The following is a 15,015-nucleotide window of genomic DNA, read 5'->3' on the forward strand; positions in this document are numbered from 1 at the left end:
GTGCGCGGCGGTATGGGACGAGGCGGCGCAGCGTTCGACACCGTCCACCGATCACACGGAACTCTACCGGCTATTGTCGCGCGGTGCATCCTGAACTGAACCCAACAGATTCGGAGTCCATCATGTCACACACAACGCAGTTCTTTATCGACGGACAATGGGTCGAGCCTTTGTCCGGGATCCGCTTCGACGTGGTCGATCCGGCCACCGAAGCAACCATTGGGCAGATTGCGCTTGGCAACGCACGAGACGTGGATCGGGCTGTGGCCGCCGCACGTCGTTCGTTTCCGGCGTGGTCTGCTAGCGATGTCCGCGAACGCGTCGACCTGCTCAAACGCGTGCTGAAAGTCTACGAGCGCCGCCATGACGAATTCGCGGAACTGATTCGCCGTGAAATGGGTGCGCCGATCACCTTCGCTCGCAGCGGCCAGGCGGCGCGCGGGCCGGCGCATCTCAATGCGTTGATCGACGTGCTCGAGCGCTTTGACTTTGAAGAGCAGCGCGGTAGCACACGCGTCGTGCTGGAGCCAATCGGCGTGTGTGGGCTGATTACGCCATGGAACTGGCCGATCAACCAGATTGTGGTGAAGATCGCCCCGGCGCTCGCGGCGGGTTGCACGATGGTGCTCAAACCCAGCGAGTATTCGCCATTGAGCGCATTGCTGTTCGCCGAGGTGCTTGACGAAGCGCAGGTGCCTGCTGGTGTGTTCAACCTGGTCAACGGCGATGGGCCCGGCGTTGGCACGGCAATCGCGTCGCATCCGGACATCGACATGGTGTCGTTCACCGGTTCGACGCGTGCGGGTGTGCTGGTTGCACAGGCGGCAGCGCCCACGGTTAAACGCGTCGCACAGGAGCTTGGCGGCAAGTCGGCAAACATCCTGCTCGACGACGTCGACCTCGACGAGGCGGTGGCGCGTGGCCTCGCAGCGTGCTTTACGAACTCCGGTCAGTCGTGCTCGATTCCTACCCGCATGCTCGTGCCGCGTCATCTGATGAACGATACCGCGCAAATCGCAAAGCGTGCTGCAGAGGCTTACCGTATGGGCCCAACCGATGACCCGGCGACGCAGCTCGGACCGCTCGTCAACCGCAACCAGTTCAACCGCGTGCAGACGCTGATCCAGAAAGGCATCGACGAGGGAGCGCGGCTTGTGACAGGCGGCACGGGTTTGCCTGCGGGCATTGAGCATGGCTACTACGTGCGGCCTACCGTTTTCGCCGACGTAAAGCCACTTATGACGATTGCGCGCGAGGAGATATTCGGACCTGTGCTGTCCATCATCGCGTACGACTCGGAAGAGGACGCAATCCATATTGCCAACGATACCGACTATGGCCTCGCCGCGTACGTGCAGTCGGGCAACCTCGAGCGGGCAAGGAAAGTAGGCCGCGCCTTGCGCGCTGGCGGTGTACACCTGAACTATCCCGTAGCTGATTTCGGCGCGCCGTTTGGTGGCTACAAGCGCTCGGGCAATGGCCGTGAGTGGGGCGAAGCCGGCCTGCGTGAATATCTGGAGACGAAGTCGATGGTCGGATATGGTCCGGTCTGACGCAAGCCGCTTCAGAGCCGGGTATGCCCGATCCGGTTAGACCTAGCTGGGCAAAAAAATTTGCGCTTTCGAATTGTCGGACAATCAGTGTGTCCGGCAGCAGGACGGTTTGAATCTGAAAACCACAATGAACCAGAGAGGATTTCACCATGGACAACAGCGAACGCTTCGACAAAGGCTTTGAGAACCGCAAAGAGGTACTTGGCGCAGAGCACGTAGAGAAGTCGTGGGCCAACGCGGATGACTTCAATCGTCCGATGCAGAAGTTCGTCACCGAATGTTGCTGGGGCGACATCTGGGGTGATACGACGTTGTCGTTCAAGACGCGCAGCTTGTTGAACCTCGGCATGCTGACGGCGATGAGTCAGCACCACGAGCTGGGGGTGCACGTGAAGGGCGCATTACGCAACGGTGTGACGCGTGACGAGATTCGCGCGGCGTTGATGCAGGCGGCCGTTTATTGCGGCGCGCCGCTTGCACTGGCGGCATTCCGCGTCGCGAGCGAGGCAATCAAGGCCTACGAGGCGGAGAACTCGACTGCCTGATTACGTGGCAGACCAACATCCAGGAGACAACGATGAAAACCATAACTGCCAACGACGTAGTCCAGTCGGAAGGCGAGCGGTCGATAGAAACGAAAAGGCGCAATGCGATCAAGGGCGCGTTCTTTTCCGAGTTTATCGACATGTTCGATATCTACCTTCCGGTCGTCGTACTCTCGCCGGTGCTCGGGTTTTTTCAACCGCCGCATCTCTCGACCGGGACGGAGACGATTCTGGCGTCTCTGGTTTTCATCACGACGCTGCTCGGTAGACCGGTCGGCGCATTGCTGTTCGGCATGATCGCGGACCGGATCGGCCGACGTAAGGCGTCCATCTGGTCAGTGACGGGCTTTGGGGTGGTCACGCTGCTGATCGCGCTACTGCCCGGTTATCAGAGTATCGGTCTCGCATCGTACTGGCTGCTGGTGTTGCTGCGCTTTGTCGACGGCATTTTTCTGGGCGGCGGTTACACCGGCGCCATGCCGCTCGCGATCGAATACTCGAAGAAAGAACAGCGCGGCTTCGTCGGCGGTTTCATCATCGCGGGCTTTCCCGCAGCCTATGTGACGATCAACCTCGTCGCGATGTTGATGTTTACGCTCTTTCCGCTCAACGGCATGAATTCGCCGTATGCGCAGTGGGGCTGGCGTGTGCCTTTCGTGCTGGGCGCGGCGCTGGCTGGTGTCCTCGCGACTTACTACGTGCGCAAGGTGGCGGAGTCGGAGATCTGGCAAAGCGAAACGGCTGACAAAGCGGCGCAAGCCGAAAAACTGCCTCTTACCGATCTGATTCGCGGCAAGAGCGGACGCAACCTGTTGCAGGTGCTGGTGATGATGACCGGCTTCTGGCTCACGCAGAACATCGTGACGATCTTTCTGCCCACCGGGCTGCTCGTGAAAACGCTGCACCTGTCGGGCTTCCAGATGGCGTCGACGCTGATGATCACCTATTTCGTGCTGTTTTTCAGCTATATCGGCTCGGGGCTGATCGCGCAACGGATCGGCCGCCGCCGCTTCTTTGTGATTGTCGGCCCGTTGATCGCAACGGTTGGCGCTGCGCTGCTGTACGTGCTCGCCAATGTCGACGGTTTGTCGCTGACAGCAATTATTTTGCTCGTCTGTGTGCTCGCCGTGCTCGTGACATCGCCATGGGGCGTCATTGTGACGTACATCAACGAGCGCTTCGTGACCGATGTGCGCGCAACGGGTTTCGGTGTCGGCTTTAGTCTTTCCGTGATCATTCCGTCGTTTTACGCGTTCTATATGAACTGGCTCAGCGCATTCATGCCGCTGCGTATGACAGCAGTCGCATTGCTGTGCCTCGGCGGCCTGATAGGAATGGTCGGCGCGTTGATAGGCCCGGAAACGAAAGACGTCGATTTCTAAAGCAACTGCTTTCTTTAAGAGGGACGCGATTCATGAATGAGAATCGGATCGGCTTTATCGGTCTAGGCAATATGGGCGGCCGGATGACGAGACGGCTCGTCGATGCAGGTATCGCTGTACTCGGCTTCGATACCGTTACGGACCGTATTGTGGCGGCTGGCGCAGAGCCGGCGGGGACGTTGCGCGATGTCGTCGCGTTCGCGGATGTCGTGATGATGTCGCTGCCGGACAGCATGGTCGTGGAGGCGGTGGTCGAAGGCGAGGACGGTGTGCTTGCGCATTGCCGTTCAGGGCAGATCGTGGTCGATCTGAGCACGGCTGCGGCCAGTTCGACTATCCGGCTGGCGCAACGCTTCGCAGAACGTGGCGTTCATTATGTTGACGCCGGTATCTCGGGCGGAGCGGCGGCCGCGGAAAAGGGCACGCTAACGTTGATGGTAGGCGGCGACGCTGGCGCGGTCGACAAGCTTAAGTGGGCATTCAAGCCGATCAGCGCGAAGGTCGCCTACATGGGCACGAGCGGAACAGGTCACACGACCAAACTGCTGAATAACTTTCTGAACGCGGTGAGCCTTGCTGCAAGTGCTGAAGTGATGGTGGCCGGTAAAAAGGCTGGCCTCGATTTGCATCTGCTGCTCGATGTGCTGAACAGCAGTAGCGGCGTCAACTTTGCGACGTTGAACCGCTTTCCGAAAATCGTCGATGGCGATTATCTTGAGGGCGGTCTCACTGGCAAGCTGATGACGAAAGATGTGGTGCTCTATGTGGACCGGGTGCGCGAATTGGGCGTGACGTCGCTGAATTCCGCAGGGCCGCTGGCGAGCTTCGGCCTTGGCACGGCATTGGGCTATGGCGATGTGATCAGCAATCGGGTCGTCGATGCGATCGGCGACGTGTCGGGTGGCGTGCGGTTGCACGACGCTGACAAGTACAACTGAAAAAGGAGAGGCAGGCATGAAGGTATTTCACGGCAGGACGGACGGCGCGAAGTCGGAGCTTCGTGGCGAGACGTTTTCGGGCGAGGTGTGGGCTGATCCGGTGATGCCGGCCACTGACGGCGTCACGATTAACACGGTGCTGTTCGCCCCACGGGGCAGAACCTACTGGCATACGCACGAGTACGGTCAGGTGTTGACGGTTACGGCCGGCAAGGGCTGGATATGCAAGGATGGCGAAGCGCCGCAGCCGATTCGTCAAGGCGATATCGTCTTCATTGGGCCGAACGAGCGCCATTGGCATGGTGCGAGCGACAGCAGCTATATGGTGCACATCGCGACGTCGCTCGGCAAGGCGACGTGGCAGGAAGAAGTCGCGGAGAAGGACTATCCGGCAGGAGTGTGACGCTGGTCCCGGCACCACTGCGATGGCGCGCACGTGGCCATCTCTGCTTTCGACAGGAACGATGCGATGAGTTCAAGCGGGTCAGGCAAGCCATCATCCGACGAACACGACGTCCAGCACATCAAGGACGAATTTATCCGCGTGCATGGTGCGTGGTCTCCGGAGTGGGAGAGCATGTTGCGTCTCGATGCGGGCTTCGTGGCCGCTTATTTGCAGTTTTCGCGTGTGCCGCAGCAAAAAAACCATCTTGGCGACAAGGTTCGGGCGTTCATCGCGCTTGCCGCGGATGCCTGTGCGACGCAACTGTATGCGCCAGGCGTCGCGCGTCATCTGCAGCGCGCGTTGTCGTCCGGCGCGACGCGCGATGAACTGATGGAAGTGCTTGAGCTGGTGTGTACGATCGGCATTCATACAAGCAACGTAGGCGTGCCGGTGCTGCTTGAAGTACTGGAGGAAGAGGGCCTGCGTGCGGGCCCCGTACCGCTCGATGATCGACGGCTCGCATTGAAGGCGGCTTTCGAAAAGAACCGCGGCTACTGGCATCCCACATGGGAGGGGTTGCTTGAACTCGATCCCGATCTGTTCGAAGCTTACGTCGAGTTTTCGTCGGTGCCGTGGAAAACCGGGGTGCTGAGTCCGAAGGTCAAGGAACTGATCTACTGCGCGTTCGACGCTTCGTCTACGCATCTATATGTCCCAGGACTAAAGCTCCATATGCGTAATGCGCTTCACTACGGAGCAACGGCCGAGGAAATCATGGAACTGCTGGAGATTGTCAGCACGACGGGCATTCACGGCGCGGAACTTGGTGCGCCGTTGCTTGAGGCGGCATTACAGAAATCGAAAGAAACTGCCTCGCCAACCTGACAAAACCCCTTCGGTACGCATCGGTGTAAATCTCTAGATTTTTTTATGGCGAGTTGTGATTCGAATTTTTTTCGCTCATTGTGCATTGTGCACAACGGATCTCGGGCTTGCCAATGAACACACCGAACACACCGGATTCGACGATATCGTCGGAGTCCGCAAAGGCGGCTTCTTCTCCCCACGTGCGGCCGGATCCCCGCCTTACGGTCGCGGGTCTCAACCATGGATTCGAAACCGACGACGGCGTGCGAACCGCGCTCTTCTCCGGGCTGAATTTCAGCGTTGGGGCAGGGGAGATCGTGTCGATCGTCGGTCGCAGCGGCGCCGGCAAAAGCACGTTGTTCAATCTGGTTTCAGGGCTGCTTAGTCCGCAGGGCGGCCGTATTGAAGTGGGCCGCCGCGCGGACGGCGGTGCGGGCCGCATCGCCTATATGCTGCAAAAAGATCTGCTGATGCCGTGGCGCACGGTCCTGCAAAACGCTCTGCTGGGCATCGAGCTTTACAGGAAGGTGACGCGTCACGATATCGCCCGCGCGCGTGAGATGCTCGCGCGTTACGGACTGACCTCAGTGGTCGACGCCTATCCACAGGCGTTGTCGGGCGGCATGCGGCAACGGGTTGCGCTAACCCGCACGCTGCTGGTCGACCCCACCCTCGTGCTGCTCGACGAGCCGTTCTCGGCCCTCGACTACGAAACGCGCCTCGCACTCGAGGACGACGTCATGGCATTGCGTCAAAGCAGCGGAACCAGCGTGGTGCTCGTCACCCACGACATCGAGGAAGCGATCGCGATGAGCGACCGGGTGATTCTGCTGGGTGGCAGGCCCGCGCGCATCGAAGACTCTGTCGACGTCAAACTCTCTACGCAGGGGCCGCGCACGGCGGTATCGGCCCGCGAGGCACCGGAATTTCGCACCTTGCACAAGCGCATCTGGGGCGGTCTGCGCAGCAACACGATCCATCACGCAGGAGCGTCGACATGAGTGATGCTGTCATGTCGGCACAAGCGGCGGGACGGCGTATGCGTGTACGGCGTCTGAAAGGCCTGGGAGCGACCGGTGGCGTCGTCACCCTGATCATGGTGGCACTTGTTGTGTTCTGGCAGGTGGCCGCGCAACGCGCATGGATCAACGGTCAGTTGTTCGGCTCGCCACTCGGTATCTACAAGGCCGCGGCAATCGGACTCGCGCAGGGCACCCTCATCACGGACACGTTGACGACGTTATACGAGACCGTGCTGGGACTCGTGATCGGCAGCGGTCTGGGGATCGGACTTGGTTTGCTGCTTTGGTTCGTGCCGCGTGTAGCCGGGGTCACGGAAGGCTTTGCGGTCATCCTCAACAGTATTCCCAAGATTGCGCTCGGCCCGCTGATTGTCATCTGGTTCGGCTCGGACATGACCTCGAAAGTCTGGCTGGCCGGTATCTCCACTTTCGCGGTGGCGATGATTTCCTCCTGCGCCGCCGCGCGCGAGGTCGATCAGGACCTGTTGAACCTGTTTCGCTCTTTCAAGGCGAAGCCGGGGATGATCTTTCGCAAACTGATTGTGCCGGGCGCGCTACCGTGGATCTTTTCGACGCTGCGCGTGAACATCGGCTTTGCGTTGATCGGCGCTGTCGTAGGCGAATATATTGCGTCACAAGCAGGTCTCGGTCATGCCGTATTCGTGGCAGGCTCGCTCTTCGACCTCAATACAGTCTGGCTCGGCATCATCATCCTGACGTTGATGGCGACGCTGCTCTCCTGGATCGTTCAACTCGCGGAAAACCGCATCATTTCATGGAAAACGAAACGATGAAGCAGTCTTTTGTCTCGCAGCGAAAACCGTCGTCGTTCGGCATGTCGGCGCTTAACCGGTTCACGCTTGGCGCCGCGGCCGGTGCAGTGTTTGCGGTGGCGGCGAGTCAGCCCGCAGTGGCTGCGCCGGAAAAAGTTGTGGTCTACCAGGCATTTCAATCGATTCAGTATCTGCCGCTTTATGTCGCGATAGACAAAGGCCTGTTCGCGCAGAACGGTCTCGACGTGCAGAAGGTTACGGCCGGTAGCGGCGCGCAAGGCGTTGCGGCGGTGATCGGCGGGCATGCCGACTTCTCGCTGCAAGATCCGATGACCGCGGTACTGGCCAACCTCAAAGGCGCGACACTCGTCAACGTGGCGAATGTCGTGGCGGGCGTGCCGGTGTGGATCCTGACGCCACCCGACTCGGCGCTGAAGAATCCGGCGGACCTCGCGGGCAAAACGGTGTCGACCGCATTGCCGCCGTCGACCAGCACGTATCTGCTGCAGCGTTTGATCAAGGAAGAGAAAGTCGCTGGCGTCAATCTGAATACGGTGCAGATCGGCACCGAGCTTGCGCCCGTCTCGGCAGGACGCGCGGAGGCCGCGGCGATCTATGAGCCGCAGGTAGATCAGGGGATCGCGTCGGGTTACAAGATTCTCTATGCGTTTCCGAAGGCTTATCCTGGTGGCTACGCTTTCTCGACAATGGACACGCTTGCGGCCACAATCAAGTCGAAGCCGGCGATGGTGGCGGCCTTTGTGAAATCAGTCGCGCAGGCGGAAGCGTTGATCCAGCAATCGCCCGAAACGGCCAAGGCCGTGGCCGTGGCGGAATTTCCGACGCTCGACAAGAAGATCGTGGAGACTGCAGTGGACCGTCTGATCAGCCAGAAAATCTATGCGACGAACCCCGACATCTCGCAGCAGGCGTTCCGCAATGCGCTGGACTTGCAGGAATACATCGGCAATATCAAGCCTGGCAGTGTGACGTACGACAGCGCGGTAGACGATTCCTTTGCCAAGGCCAGTGCGAAATGAGCGAGCAGAGTGGCGCATTTATCGCTGAACTGATTGCGAGTCGCGGTAATCCGGAGCGTTGTCGCGCGCGGCTCGAAGCCGCGCAGCAACGTGCGCAAGAGTGCGAGCCGTGGCTGAAGGCCTTCGTTTACCGGCCCGATAGCTACGAGACCGTGGACGCAGTGACCAAACCACTGGCTGGTTTGCCGATCGGCGTGAAGGATCTGATGACGACACACGACATGCCGACGACCTACGGCTCGCCTATCTATCAAGGCTTCCAGCCTGCCGAGGACGCGTGGATCGTCGAACGCATCCGGCACTTTGGCGGCATTGTGTTCGGCAAGACGGTCACCACCGAATTTGCGTGGCGCGAGCCGGGCCCGACGGTCAATCCCTGGAACCGGCTTCATACGCCAGGAGGGTCGTCGAGCGGTTCGGCGGCCGCGGTCGGTGCAGGCATCGTGCCACTAGCGATCGGCACGCAGACCGTCGGCTCGGTGATCCGGCCTGCGGCGTTTTGCGGTGTGGTTGGCTATAAGCCGAGTCACGGCAATGTGCCGAAGACGGGCGTGCATCCGTTGGCGCCATCGCTCGACCACGTGGGCTTTTTTGCCCGGACTGTAGAAGGCGCTGCTCTCTGTCACGCGCTGTTCGTCGACGCGAAACCCGAGGCGCTCGAGAGTCTCGATGCCTGGCATACCTACTTTACGGTGAAACCTCCGCGTAAGCTCGGCGTCGTTCGTACGCCGTTCTGGGACCGTGTGACGCCGGAACAGAAGGCTAACTTCGATGCCACGCTCGCGCGCCTACAGGCTGCGGGCGCGACGTTGGTCGAACTCGATCCATTCGACGCGATGCCGTCGATGCTCGATGCGTTGCAGACTATCCTCCAGGTGGAAGCCGCTCGCGCGATCGGATCGTTAGCAGCGGACCACCCGGACCTGGTTAGTACGCATATGCTGGCGCTGACAGGCGCAGGCGCGGCGGTGCCGCCAGAAAAGTACGAGGCCGCGTTGGCGTTGCAGGCGCGGCTGCGCAGCGAGTTCGCTGGTTTCATCGACGGCTGCGACGCGCTGGTGACGGTGCCGGCAACGGGAGGGGCGCCCGAGGGCCTCGCCGATACGGGCGACGCGACGTTCTGCGCGCCATGGAGTTTTCTCGGTGTGCCGGCGGTGACGGTGCCTGCGGGGAAAACACCGGACGGCATGCCGCTGGGCTTTCAGGTGCTGGGCAGACAGGGTGACGATCTGCCGACCCTGCAAGCCGCGGCGTGGATCGAAACCGTTTTGGGGTAGCGCATTGGCCAGATTCTATCGGACAGCTCAACAATATGTATTGAGTACGCTTAGAGCGGAAATCCTGCAAGGGCTGTATCCGGCCAATACGCATCTGCGTCAGGAGGAAGTGGCGAAGCGTCTCGGCGTCAGCACGACGCCGGTACGTGAGGCGTTTCGCGATTTGCGCGCCGAAGGTCTCGTTTCGATCGACGCGAACAAGGGTGTCGTCACACGAGGCCTGACGCTCGCGGATGTGACCGGCATCTATGAATTGCGCATGATGCTCGAACCGATGCTGGCGCAACGCGCCTGCGTGCAGATTGCCACAACCGATCTGGAAGAGGCGCAAGGCACGCATGACGCGATGGAAGCGACCACTTCGCCGGAACAGTGGTCGCTGCTGAACGAAGACTTCCACGTGCATCTGGTGAAGAGCCAGATGGACACGCGCCTCTTCGACATGTGTGAATCGCTTTCGCTCGCGGCCCGTCCCTACGTGAGTCTTTCGATGCATGTGAATGAGGACATCATGGCGTCGAACAACCGCGAGCACGCGGGACTTCTCGCAGCCTACGAGGCGGCTGACGTCGATGCGGTGTATGCGCAAACCCGCAGCCACCTGGAAAATACTCGCGACGCGGTGGTTGAGTACGTGAACCAATGGCTCGACACGGAGAGCCGGCTTCAGAGAAAATCGGGCTGATCGTCCCTCAATCATCAGCCGGGAAAGCCCGTATATGAATTCCGTTGCATTGAACACGTTGTCGGCGGTAGACGCCCGGCGCCTGATCGCCAGCCGCCAGCTCTCGCCGGTCGAACTGCTGGACGCTTGCATCGCGCAGATGCAAGCCGTCAATCCCAGCGTCAATGCGCTCGCGGCGACGCGTTTCGCACACGCGCGCATCGAAGCACGCGCTGCGGAGCAGGCGGTGATGCGCGGCGAAAAACTGGGCTTGCTGCATGGGCTGCCGCTGGGCGTAAAGGATCTGGAAGAAACGGGCGGCCTGCTAACCACTTACGGCTCGCCGGTGTTTCGCAGCAATGTGCCCGTACGCGACAACGCGATGGTCGCGCGTTTGCGCGCAGCGGGCGCAATCCTGACCGCGAAGACCAACACGCCGGAAATGGGCGCGGGCGCCAATACACGCAACGCGGTGTGGGGCGCCACCGGTAACCCTTTCGATCCCGCGCTGAACGCCGGCGGCTCGTCGGGTGGCTCCGCTGTCGCGCTGGCTACGGACATGTTGCCCCTATGCACCGGATCCGACACGGGTGGCTCACTGCGCATTCCCGCTGCGTATTGCGGCGTCGCGGGGTTTCGTCCGTCACCTGGGCTCGTGCCTGGCGATACCCGCCTGCTTGGCTGGTCGCCGTTGACCGTATCGGGTCCGATGGGGCGCACAGTGGCCGATATGCGCCTGCAAATGGCGGCGACGGTAGGGCTGCACGGCGGTGAGCCGCTTGGCGTCGAGTGCGATTTCCGGACCATTCTGCGGGCGCGGGATGTCGATCTGAACGCGTTGCGGATTGGCTTTACCGAAGACTTCGGAGTATGCGAGGTATCGCAGGCTACGCGGCAGACGTTCCGCACGAAGATGGCGGCGCTGTCGGGCTATGTCGGTGTCTGCGAGCCAGTGAGTTTTGAGCTTGGCGAGGTCAACCGCTGTTTCGATGTGATCCGCGCGCAGAATTTCATCGCGGGCTTCAAGGACATCTACGAGCGCGACCCCAATCTGCTGGGAGCAAATACGCGGACCAACTACGAGATGGGGCTGGCCATGTCGCTCGGTGATGCCGTGTGGGCACACGCAGAGCAGACCCGTATATTTCGCCGCTTCCAGGCAGTGTTCGACACGTACGACCTGATCGTTTCGCCGACCTGTCCTGTCTCGCCGTTTCCCTGGCAACAGGTCGCGCTCACGGAGATGGATGGACGCCCGCTCGAGAATTACTATCGCTGGCTGGGACTGACCTATGTGGTGAGTTTGCTGACGCATCCCGCGCTGTCGTTGCCGGCCGGAACGGACCATGCGGGCATGCCGTTTGGGCTGCAACTGGTGGGACCCTTCCGGGGGGATCGTCGCGTGCTGGATATTGCTCAGGCACTGGAAAGTGCGTTCAGCCTTGATGACTCGTTGCGGCGCCCGACGCCCGACTTCGTCAAACTCGCGGCGAGCCAGGCGGCGCTGAAATCGATCGTCACGGATGCGCCCGATGAGGCGTTGGCACAGGGGGGACCGATGGACGGTCAGGCGGGGCGTTGAACCTGCACGCGGTTCTCACACCGACGGCAGGGCGCGGGCAATGCGAAAACGCGTGCACTGAGCGCGGCCTGGAAGAGCGGAATGACGGCTGCGGTCACAATGCAATCACGATGCGACTGGAAGCCGGCTGTCGGCGCCCATGACACTCAGAAAGCGCATGGTCAGCGGATGGCGTGGGTGCGTGAGGATCTCGTGCGCAGGACCTTCCTCAACCACTGCGCCGCCGCTCATGAACACGACGCGGTCGGCTACCTCATCGGCGAAGCGCAACTGGTGCGTCGAAATGAGCATCGTCAGGCCGCCTTCGATGGCGAGCCGCTGGATCACCTCGAGCACTTCGCCAACGAGCTCAGGGTCGAGCGCTGAAGTCGGTTCGTCGAGCAGCAGCACGCGCGGTCTCGGCGCGAGCGCACGGGCAATCGCGACACGCTGCTGCTGGCCACCGGACAGATGACGGGGCAATGCATCGGCGCGATGCGAGAGGCCCACGCTTTCGAGCAGCTCGCGCGCACGGCGTTCGGCATCGGCCGGCGCCATGCCGTGGACCCAGCGCAGCGGCCCCGCGATGTTCTCGCAGGCGGTCAGATGGCTGAACAGGTTGAAATGCTGGAACACCATGCCGACGCCGGCGCTCGCACGCTCGTTGGCGATCTCGTGCTGGGTCATCGGCCGGCCGTCGACGCGAAAGCCGAGCCGTTGTCCATCAATGCGGATTTCGCCGCCGTTCCATTGTTCGAGATGATTGATACAGCGCAGCAGCGTGCTTTTGCCGGAGCCGCTCGGGCCGAGCAGCGCGACGACCTCGCCGGCGCGCACGGTCAGGTCGAATCCTTCCAGTACGGTTTGCCCGCCGTAGCGTTTGCACAGTCCGGTAACCTGGACTGCCGCGCGTTGCTTTGCGAGTTCTGCGTAGCGTCTTGAGCGGTCCTGTGGTTTGTCGTGCTTGCGAAGCGCGGGGAGTGGCTCGCGTTCGAACAATGCATCGGACGGTGACGCCACGCTTGCGCGGGGCGTGCTTACCGCGACGCTCGCGCGGCGCCACGGCAGCAGGCGCGCGAAGCGTTCCGAAGCGGGACGGTCAAGATCTAGCGCAGCCTCGGCGATCAACTGGATCGCCGCGATCGCACCGGTCAGCAACAGGTACATCAACCCGGAGGCGAAGAAGATCGAAAAGAAGTCGAACGTCGACGAGGCGAGCTGTGTGCTGCGCAACGTCAGCTCGTCGACCGCGATCACCGAGGCGAGCGACGAGTTCTTCAACGCGCTGACCGATTCGTTGCCAAGCGCCGGCACGATCATGCGGATCGCCTGCGGCGCGATGATGCGGCGCATCAGCACGGTGGGCGTCATGCCGAGCGCCTGGCCGGCGAGCAGTTGCCCTCGGTCGACGCCCAGCACACCGGCCCGCAAGATCTCGGCGATGAACGGCCCTTCGTTGGCTGCCAGCGCGAGACCCGCTGCGCTGATCGCGCTCAGTTTCAGCCCGATATGCGGCAGCGCATCGTACGCGAACACCAGTTGCAGGATCAGCGGTGTGCCGCGAAAGATCACCGTGTAACCGCGCGCAAAGAGCGCGAGCGGCCCGACTCTGCTCAGTTGCATGCTGGCGAGCACCAGCCCCACGACGAGCCCTCCGGCGAGTCCCAGGAGTGTGACTGCGATCGTGAAACCGATGCCTTTGAGCAGGTACGGCATCGCGAGATAGTGCAGGAACAGGTTCATCAGTTCGAGACGATCAGCTTGGGCGTTTCGAGGTTTTCAGCGCCGAGCGACCACTTCTTCAACAGGTCGGTCTGGATGCCGGCCTTCTGGATCGCGACCAGCGCCGCCATCACCGCTGCGCGGAATTCCGGCTTGTCCTTCGGTACGCCGATACCGACCGAATACGGCAGCGTCACCGCGGTCGCCTTTTCGAGCTGGTCCGGGTAAGCCTTCACCGCCTGATCCACCGTGTTCACATCGTTGACGTACGTATCGGCGCGGCCCGAGAGGATCGCCTGAATACAGTTCGCGTTGTTGTCGTACAGTTGCACCGCCGCTTCCTGCTTGCTGGCTGACTTGCAGGCCGGCGCGAGGTTCTGGATCAGCGGCACTTCGACGTAGCCGGTGTTTTCGGCGGCTGTGGTGTCGCACATCGTCGGGTTGATGCCGGTAATTTTCTTCGGATTGCCCTTGGCGACCAGCACGCCGTCGAATACCTTCGAATAGGTGATGAAGTCCGCAGCCTTGGCACGTTCTTCAGTTGCGTAGATATCCGAAATCACGATATCGGCTTGACCGCTTTGCAGCGTCGTCAACAGCGCGGCGAACGTAACCGGCCTGTACGTCATCGTGAAGCCGAGACAATCGCCGATGGTTTCGCCGAGGTCGATATCGAAGCCGACGTATTTGCTTGGGTCGTTCGGGTCCAGCGCTTCATAGCCCGGTGTGTGCGGGTTGATCGCGTTGACGAAGCTTTTGCCCTTGAATTGCGGATATTTCGCCTGTAATGCCTTACATTCGGCGGGCATGGCCGCGGCGGCCGCTTTGGCGTGGCCCGATATCAGCAGCGCCAGCAAACAGATGGCGCCGAGGAGCAGTTCATGCCAGCGGCGGCTTGCGGCGCCAGCGTGCCGTAAGCCATGCCCATGATCGACAAGATTGGTGTGCATCCCGAGACTCCTTGAGCGGCAGATGTCAAAGGCGCACCCCATGCACGCCTTGTTGCATTGCACTGACGCAAGCGTAGGTGGAGGAAATTGGGCTCACTTGTCCGGGGACGCACAAATGCTTGCACGGGGATGAAGCGGGGCCGGTCAGACGTTGTTTTGGGGCCGTGAGGCGAAAGCGGCTTCTTACGACTTCACCGCGATGACATCCACTTCGACGACCCACTCCGGCCGTGCGAGCGCTACCACGGTCAGCCCCGTCGATACCGCATGCACGCCCTTGAGCCAGCGCCCGACCACACGGTAGACCGCCTCGCGATATCGCACGTCGGTGAGATA

General features: G+C 61.3%; 14 protein-coding genes and 2 pseudogenes. 13 read left to right on the forward strand and 3 right to left on the reverse strand.

Features of this window, described 5'->3' with window-relative positions:
- From M0954_RS30310 to M0954_RS05295, 13 genes and pseudogenes are all read left to right on the forward strand, one after another.
- Positions 1 to 94: pseudogene (locus M0954_RS30310) on the forward strand (NAD(P)-dependent oxidoreductase); the annotation flags it as partial.
- Between the two features lie 28 nt (positions 95 to 122).
- On the forward strand, positions 123 to 1,553 hold the full coding sequence (locus M0954_RS05240) for an aldehyde dehydrogenase family protein (RefSeq protein ID WP_297351991.1): 1,431 nt from the start codon (positions 123 to 125) through the stop codon (positions 1,551 to 1,553).
- A gap of 149 nt (positions 1,554 to 1,702) precedes the next feature.
- Entirely contained in the window at positions 1,703 to 2,098 is a 396-nt protein-coding gene (locus M0954_RS05245) for a carboxymuconolactone decarboxylase family protein (RefSeq protein WP_122156456.1), read from the forward strand.
- 32 nt (positions 2,099 to 2,130) lie between these two features.
- Positions 2,131 to 3,480, forward strand: coding sequence for an MFS transporter (locus M0954_RS05250; RefSeq protein WP_297351993.1), 1,350 nt, complete (start codon positions 2,131 to 2,133; stop codon positions 3,478 to 3,480).
- 32 nt (positions 3,481 to 3,512) lie between these two features.
- Positions 3,513 to 4,418 carry an NAD(P)-dependent oxidoreductase gene (locus tag M0954_RS05255; protein ID WP_297351995.1) on the forward strand — a complete coding sequence of 302 codons (906 nt, stop codon included), beginning with the start codon at positions 3,513 to 3,515 and terminating at the stop codon, positions 4,416 to 4,418.
- A gap of 16 nt (positions 4,419 to 4,434) precedes the next feature.
- Positions 4,435 to 4,821 (forward strand): cupin domain-containing protein, encoded by a 387-nt coding sequence (locus M0954_RS05260; protein ID WP_074267991.1) that lies wholly within the window; start codon positions 4,435 to 4,437, stop codon positions 4,819 to 4,821.
- A 66-nt stretch (positions 4,822 to 4,887) separates the two neighbouring features.
- Positions 4,888 to 5,688: a carboxymuconolactone decarboxylase family protein gene (locus tag M0954_RS05265; protein ID WP_297351997.1), complete on the forward strand. Its 801-nt coding sequence runs from the start codon at positions 4,888 to 4,890 to the stop codon at positions 5,686 to 5,688.
- Between the two features lie 113 nt (positions 5,689 to 5,801).
- On the forward strand, positions 5,802 to 6,671 hold the full coding sequence (locus M0954_RS05270) for an ABC transporter ATP-binding protein (RefSeq protein WP_297351999.1): 870 nt from the start codon (positions 5,802 to 5,804) through the stop codon (positions 6,669 to 6,671).
- On the forward strand, positions 6,668 to 7,486 hold the full coding sequence (locus M0954_RS05275) for an ABC transporter permease (RefSeq protein ID WP_122156450.1): 819 nt from the start codon (positions 6,668 to 6,670) through the stop codon (positions 7,484 to 7,486). The genes M0954_RS05270 and M0954_RS05275 overlap by 4 nt, the downstream gene beginning before the upstream one ends.
- Positions 7,483 to 8,505, forward strand: a complete 1,023-nt coding sequence (locus tag M0954_RS05280) for an ABC transporter substrate-binding protein (RefSeq protein ID WP_297352001.1) — start codon at positions 7,483 to 7,485, stop codon at positions 8,503 to 8,505. The genes M0954_RS05275 and M0954_RS05280 overlap by 4 nt, the downstream gene beginning before the upstream one ends.
- On the forward strand, positions 8,502 to 9,782 hold the full coding sequence (locus M0954_RS05285; protein WP_297352003.1) for an amidase: 1,281 nt from the start codon (positions 8,502 to 8,504) through the stop codon (positions 9,780 to 9,782). The genes M0954_RS05280 and M0954_RS05285 overlap by 4 nt, the downstream gene beginning before the upstream one ends.
- 40 nt (positions 9,783 to 9,822) lie before the next feature.
- A complete protein-coding gene (locus tag M0954_RS05290) occupies positions 9,823 to 10,467 on the forward strand; it encodes a GntR family transcriptional regulator (RefSeq protein WP_297352005.1) in 645 nt (214 codons plus the stop codon).
- Positions 10,468 to 10,501: 34 nt separating this feature from the next.
- Positions 10,502 to 12,028 carry an amidase gene (locus M0954_RS05295; protein WP_123386042.1) on the forward strand — a complete coding sequence of 509 codons (1,527 nt, stop codon included), beginning with the start codon at positions 10,502 to 10,504 and terminating at the stop codon, positions 12,026 to 12,028.
- A 105-nt stretch (positions 12,029 to 12,133) separates the two neighbouring features.
- Here the strand turns inward: M0954_RS05295 and M0954_RS05300 are convergent, their stop codons facing one another.
- The 3 genes and pseudogenes from M0954_RS05300 to M0954_RS05310 form a co-directional block, all read right to left on the reverse strand.
- A complete protein-coding gene (locus M0954_RS05300; protein WP_297352007.1) occupies positions 12,134 to 13,750 on the reverse strand; it encodes an ABC transporter permease subunit in 1,617 nt (538 codons plus the stop codon).
- The gene (locus M0954_RS05305; RefSeq protein ID WP_123386040.1) at positions 13,750 to 14,679 is read right to left on the reverse strand and encodes an ABC transporter substrate-binding protein; all 930 of its coding nucleotides are present in this window, start codon (positions 14,677 to 14,679) and stop codon (positions 13,750 to 13,752) included. Before M0954_RS05305 ends, M0954_RS05300 begins: the two co-directional genes overlap by 1 nt.
- A gap of 183 nt (positions 14,680 to 14,862) precedes the next feature.
- Positions 14,863 to 15,015, reverse strand: a pseudogene (locus tag M0954_RS05310) (RidA family protein); the annotation flags it as partial.

This window comes from Paraburkholderia sp. (assembly GCF_026225065.1).
Lineage (GTDB): Bacteria > Pseudomonadota > Gammaproteobacteria > Burkholderiales > Burkholderiaceae > Paraburkholderia.

Excerpts from the sequence above, each read along its gene's own strand:
- M0954_RS05240 (WP_297351991.1), top strand. The coding sequence starts at position 123 with ATGTCACACACAACGCAGTTCTTTATCGACGGACAATGGGTCGAGCCT.
- M0954_RS05245 (WP_122156456.1), top strand. The coding sequence starts at position 1,703 with ATGGACAACAGCGAACGCTTCGACAAAGGCTTTGAGAACCGCAAAGAG.
- M0954_RS05250 (WP_297351993.1), top strand. The coding sequence starts at position 2,131 with ATGAAAACCATAACTGCCAACGACGTAGTCCAGTCGGAAGGCGAGCGG.
- M0954_RS05255 (WP_297351995.1), top strand. The coding sequence starts at position 3,513 with ATGAATGAGAATCGGATCGGCTTTATCGGTCTAGGCAATATGGGCGGC.
- M0954_RS05260 (WP_074267991.1), top strand. The coding sequence starts at position 4,435 with ATGAAGGTATTTCACGGCAGGACGGACGGCGCGAAGTCGGAGCTTCGT.
- M0954_RS05265 (WP_297351997.1), top strand. The coding sequence starts at position 4,888 with ATGAGTTCAAGCGGGTCAGGCAAGCCATCATCCGACGAACACGACGTC.
- M0954_RS05270 (WP_297351999.1), top strand. The coding sequence starts at position 5,802 with ATGAACACACCGAACACACCGGATTCGACGATATCGTCGGAGTCCGCA.
- M0954_RS05275 (WP_122156450.1), top strand. The coding sequence starts at position 6,668 with ATGAGTGATGCTGTCATGTCGGCACAAGCGGCGGGACGGCGTATGCGT.
- M0954_RS05280 (WP_297352001.1), top strand. The coding sequence starts at position 7,483 with ATGAAGCAGTCTTTTGTCTCGCAGCGAAAACCGTCGTCGTTCGGCATG.
- M0954_RS05285 (WP_297352003.1), top strand. The coding sequence starts at position 8,502 with ATGAGCGAGCAGAGTGGCGCATTTATCGCTGAACTGATTGCGAGTCGC.
- M0954_RS05295 (WP_123386042.1), top strand. The coding sequence starts at position 10,502 with ATGAATTCCGTTGCATTGAACACGTTGTCGGCGGTAGACGCCCGGCGC.
- M0954_RS05300 (WP_297352007.1), bottom strand. The coding sequence starts at position 13,750 with ATGAACCTGTTCCTGCACTATCTCGCGATGCCGTACCTGCTCAAAGGC.
- M0954_RS05305 (WP_123386040.1), bottom strand. The coding sequence starts at position 14,679 with ATGCACACCAATCTTGTCGATCATGGGCATGGCTTACGGCACGCTGGC.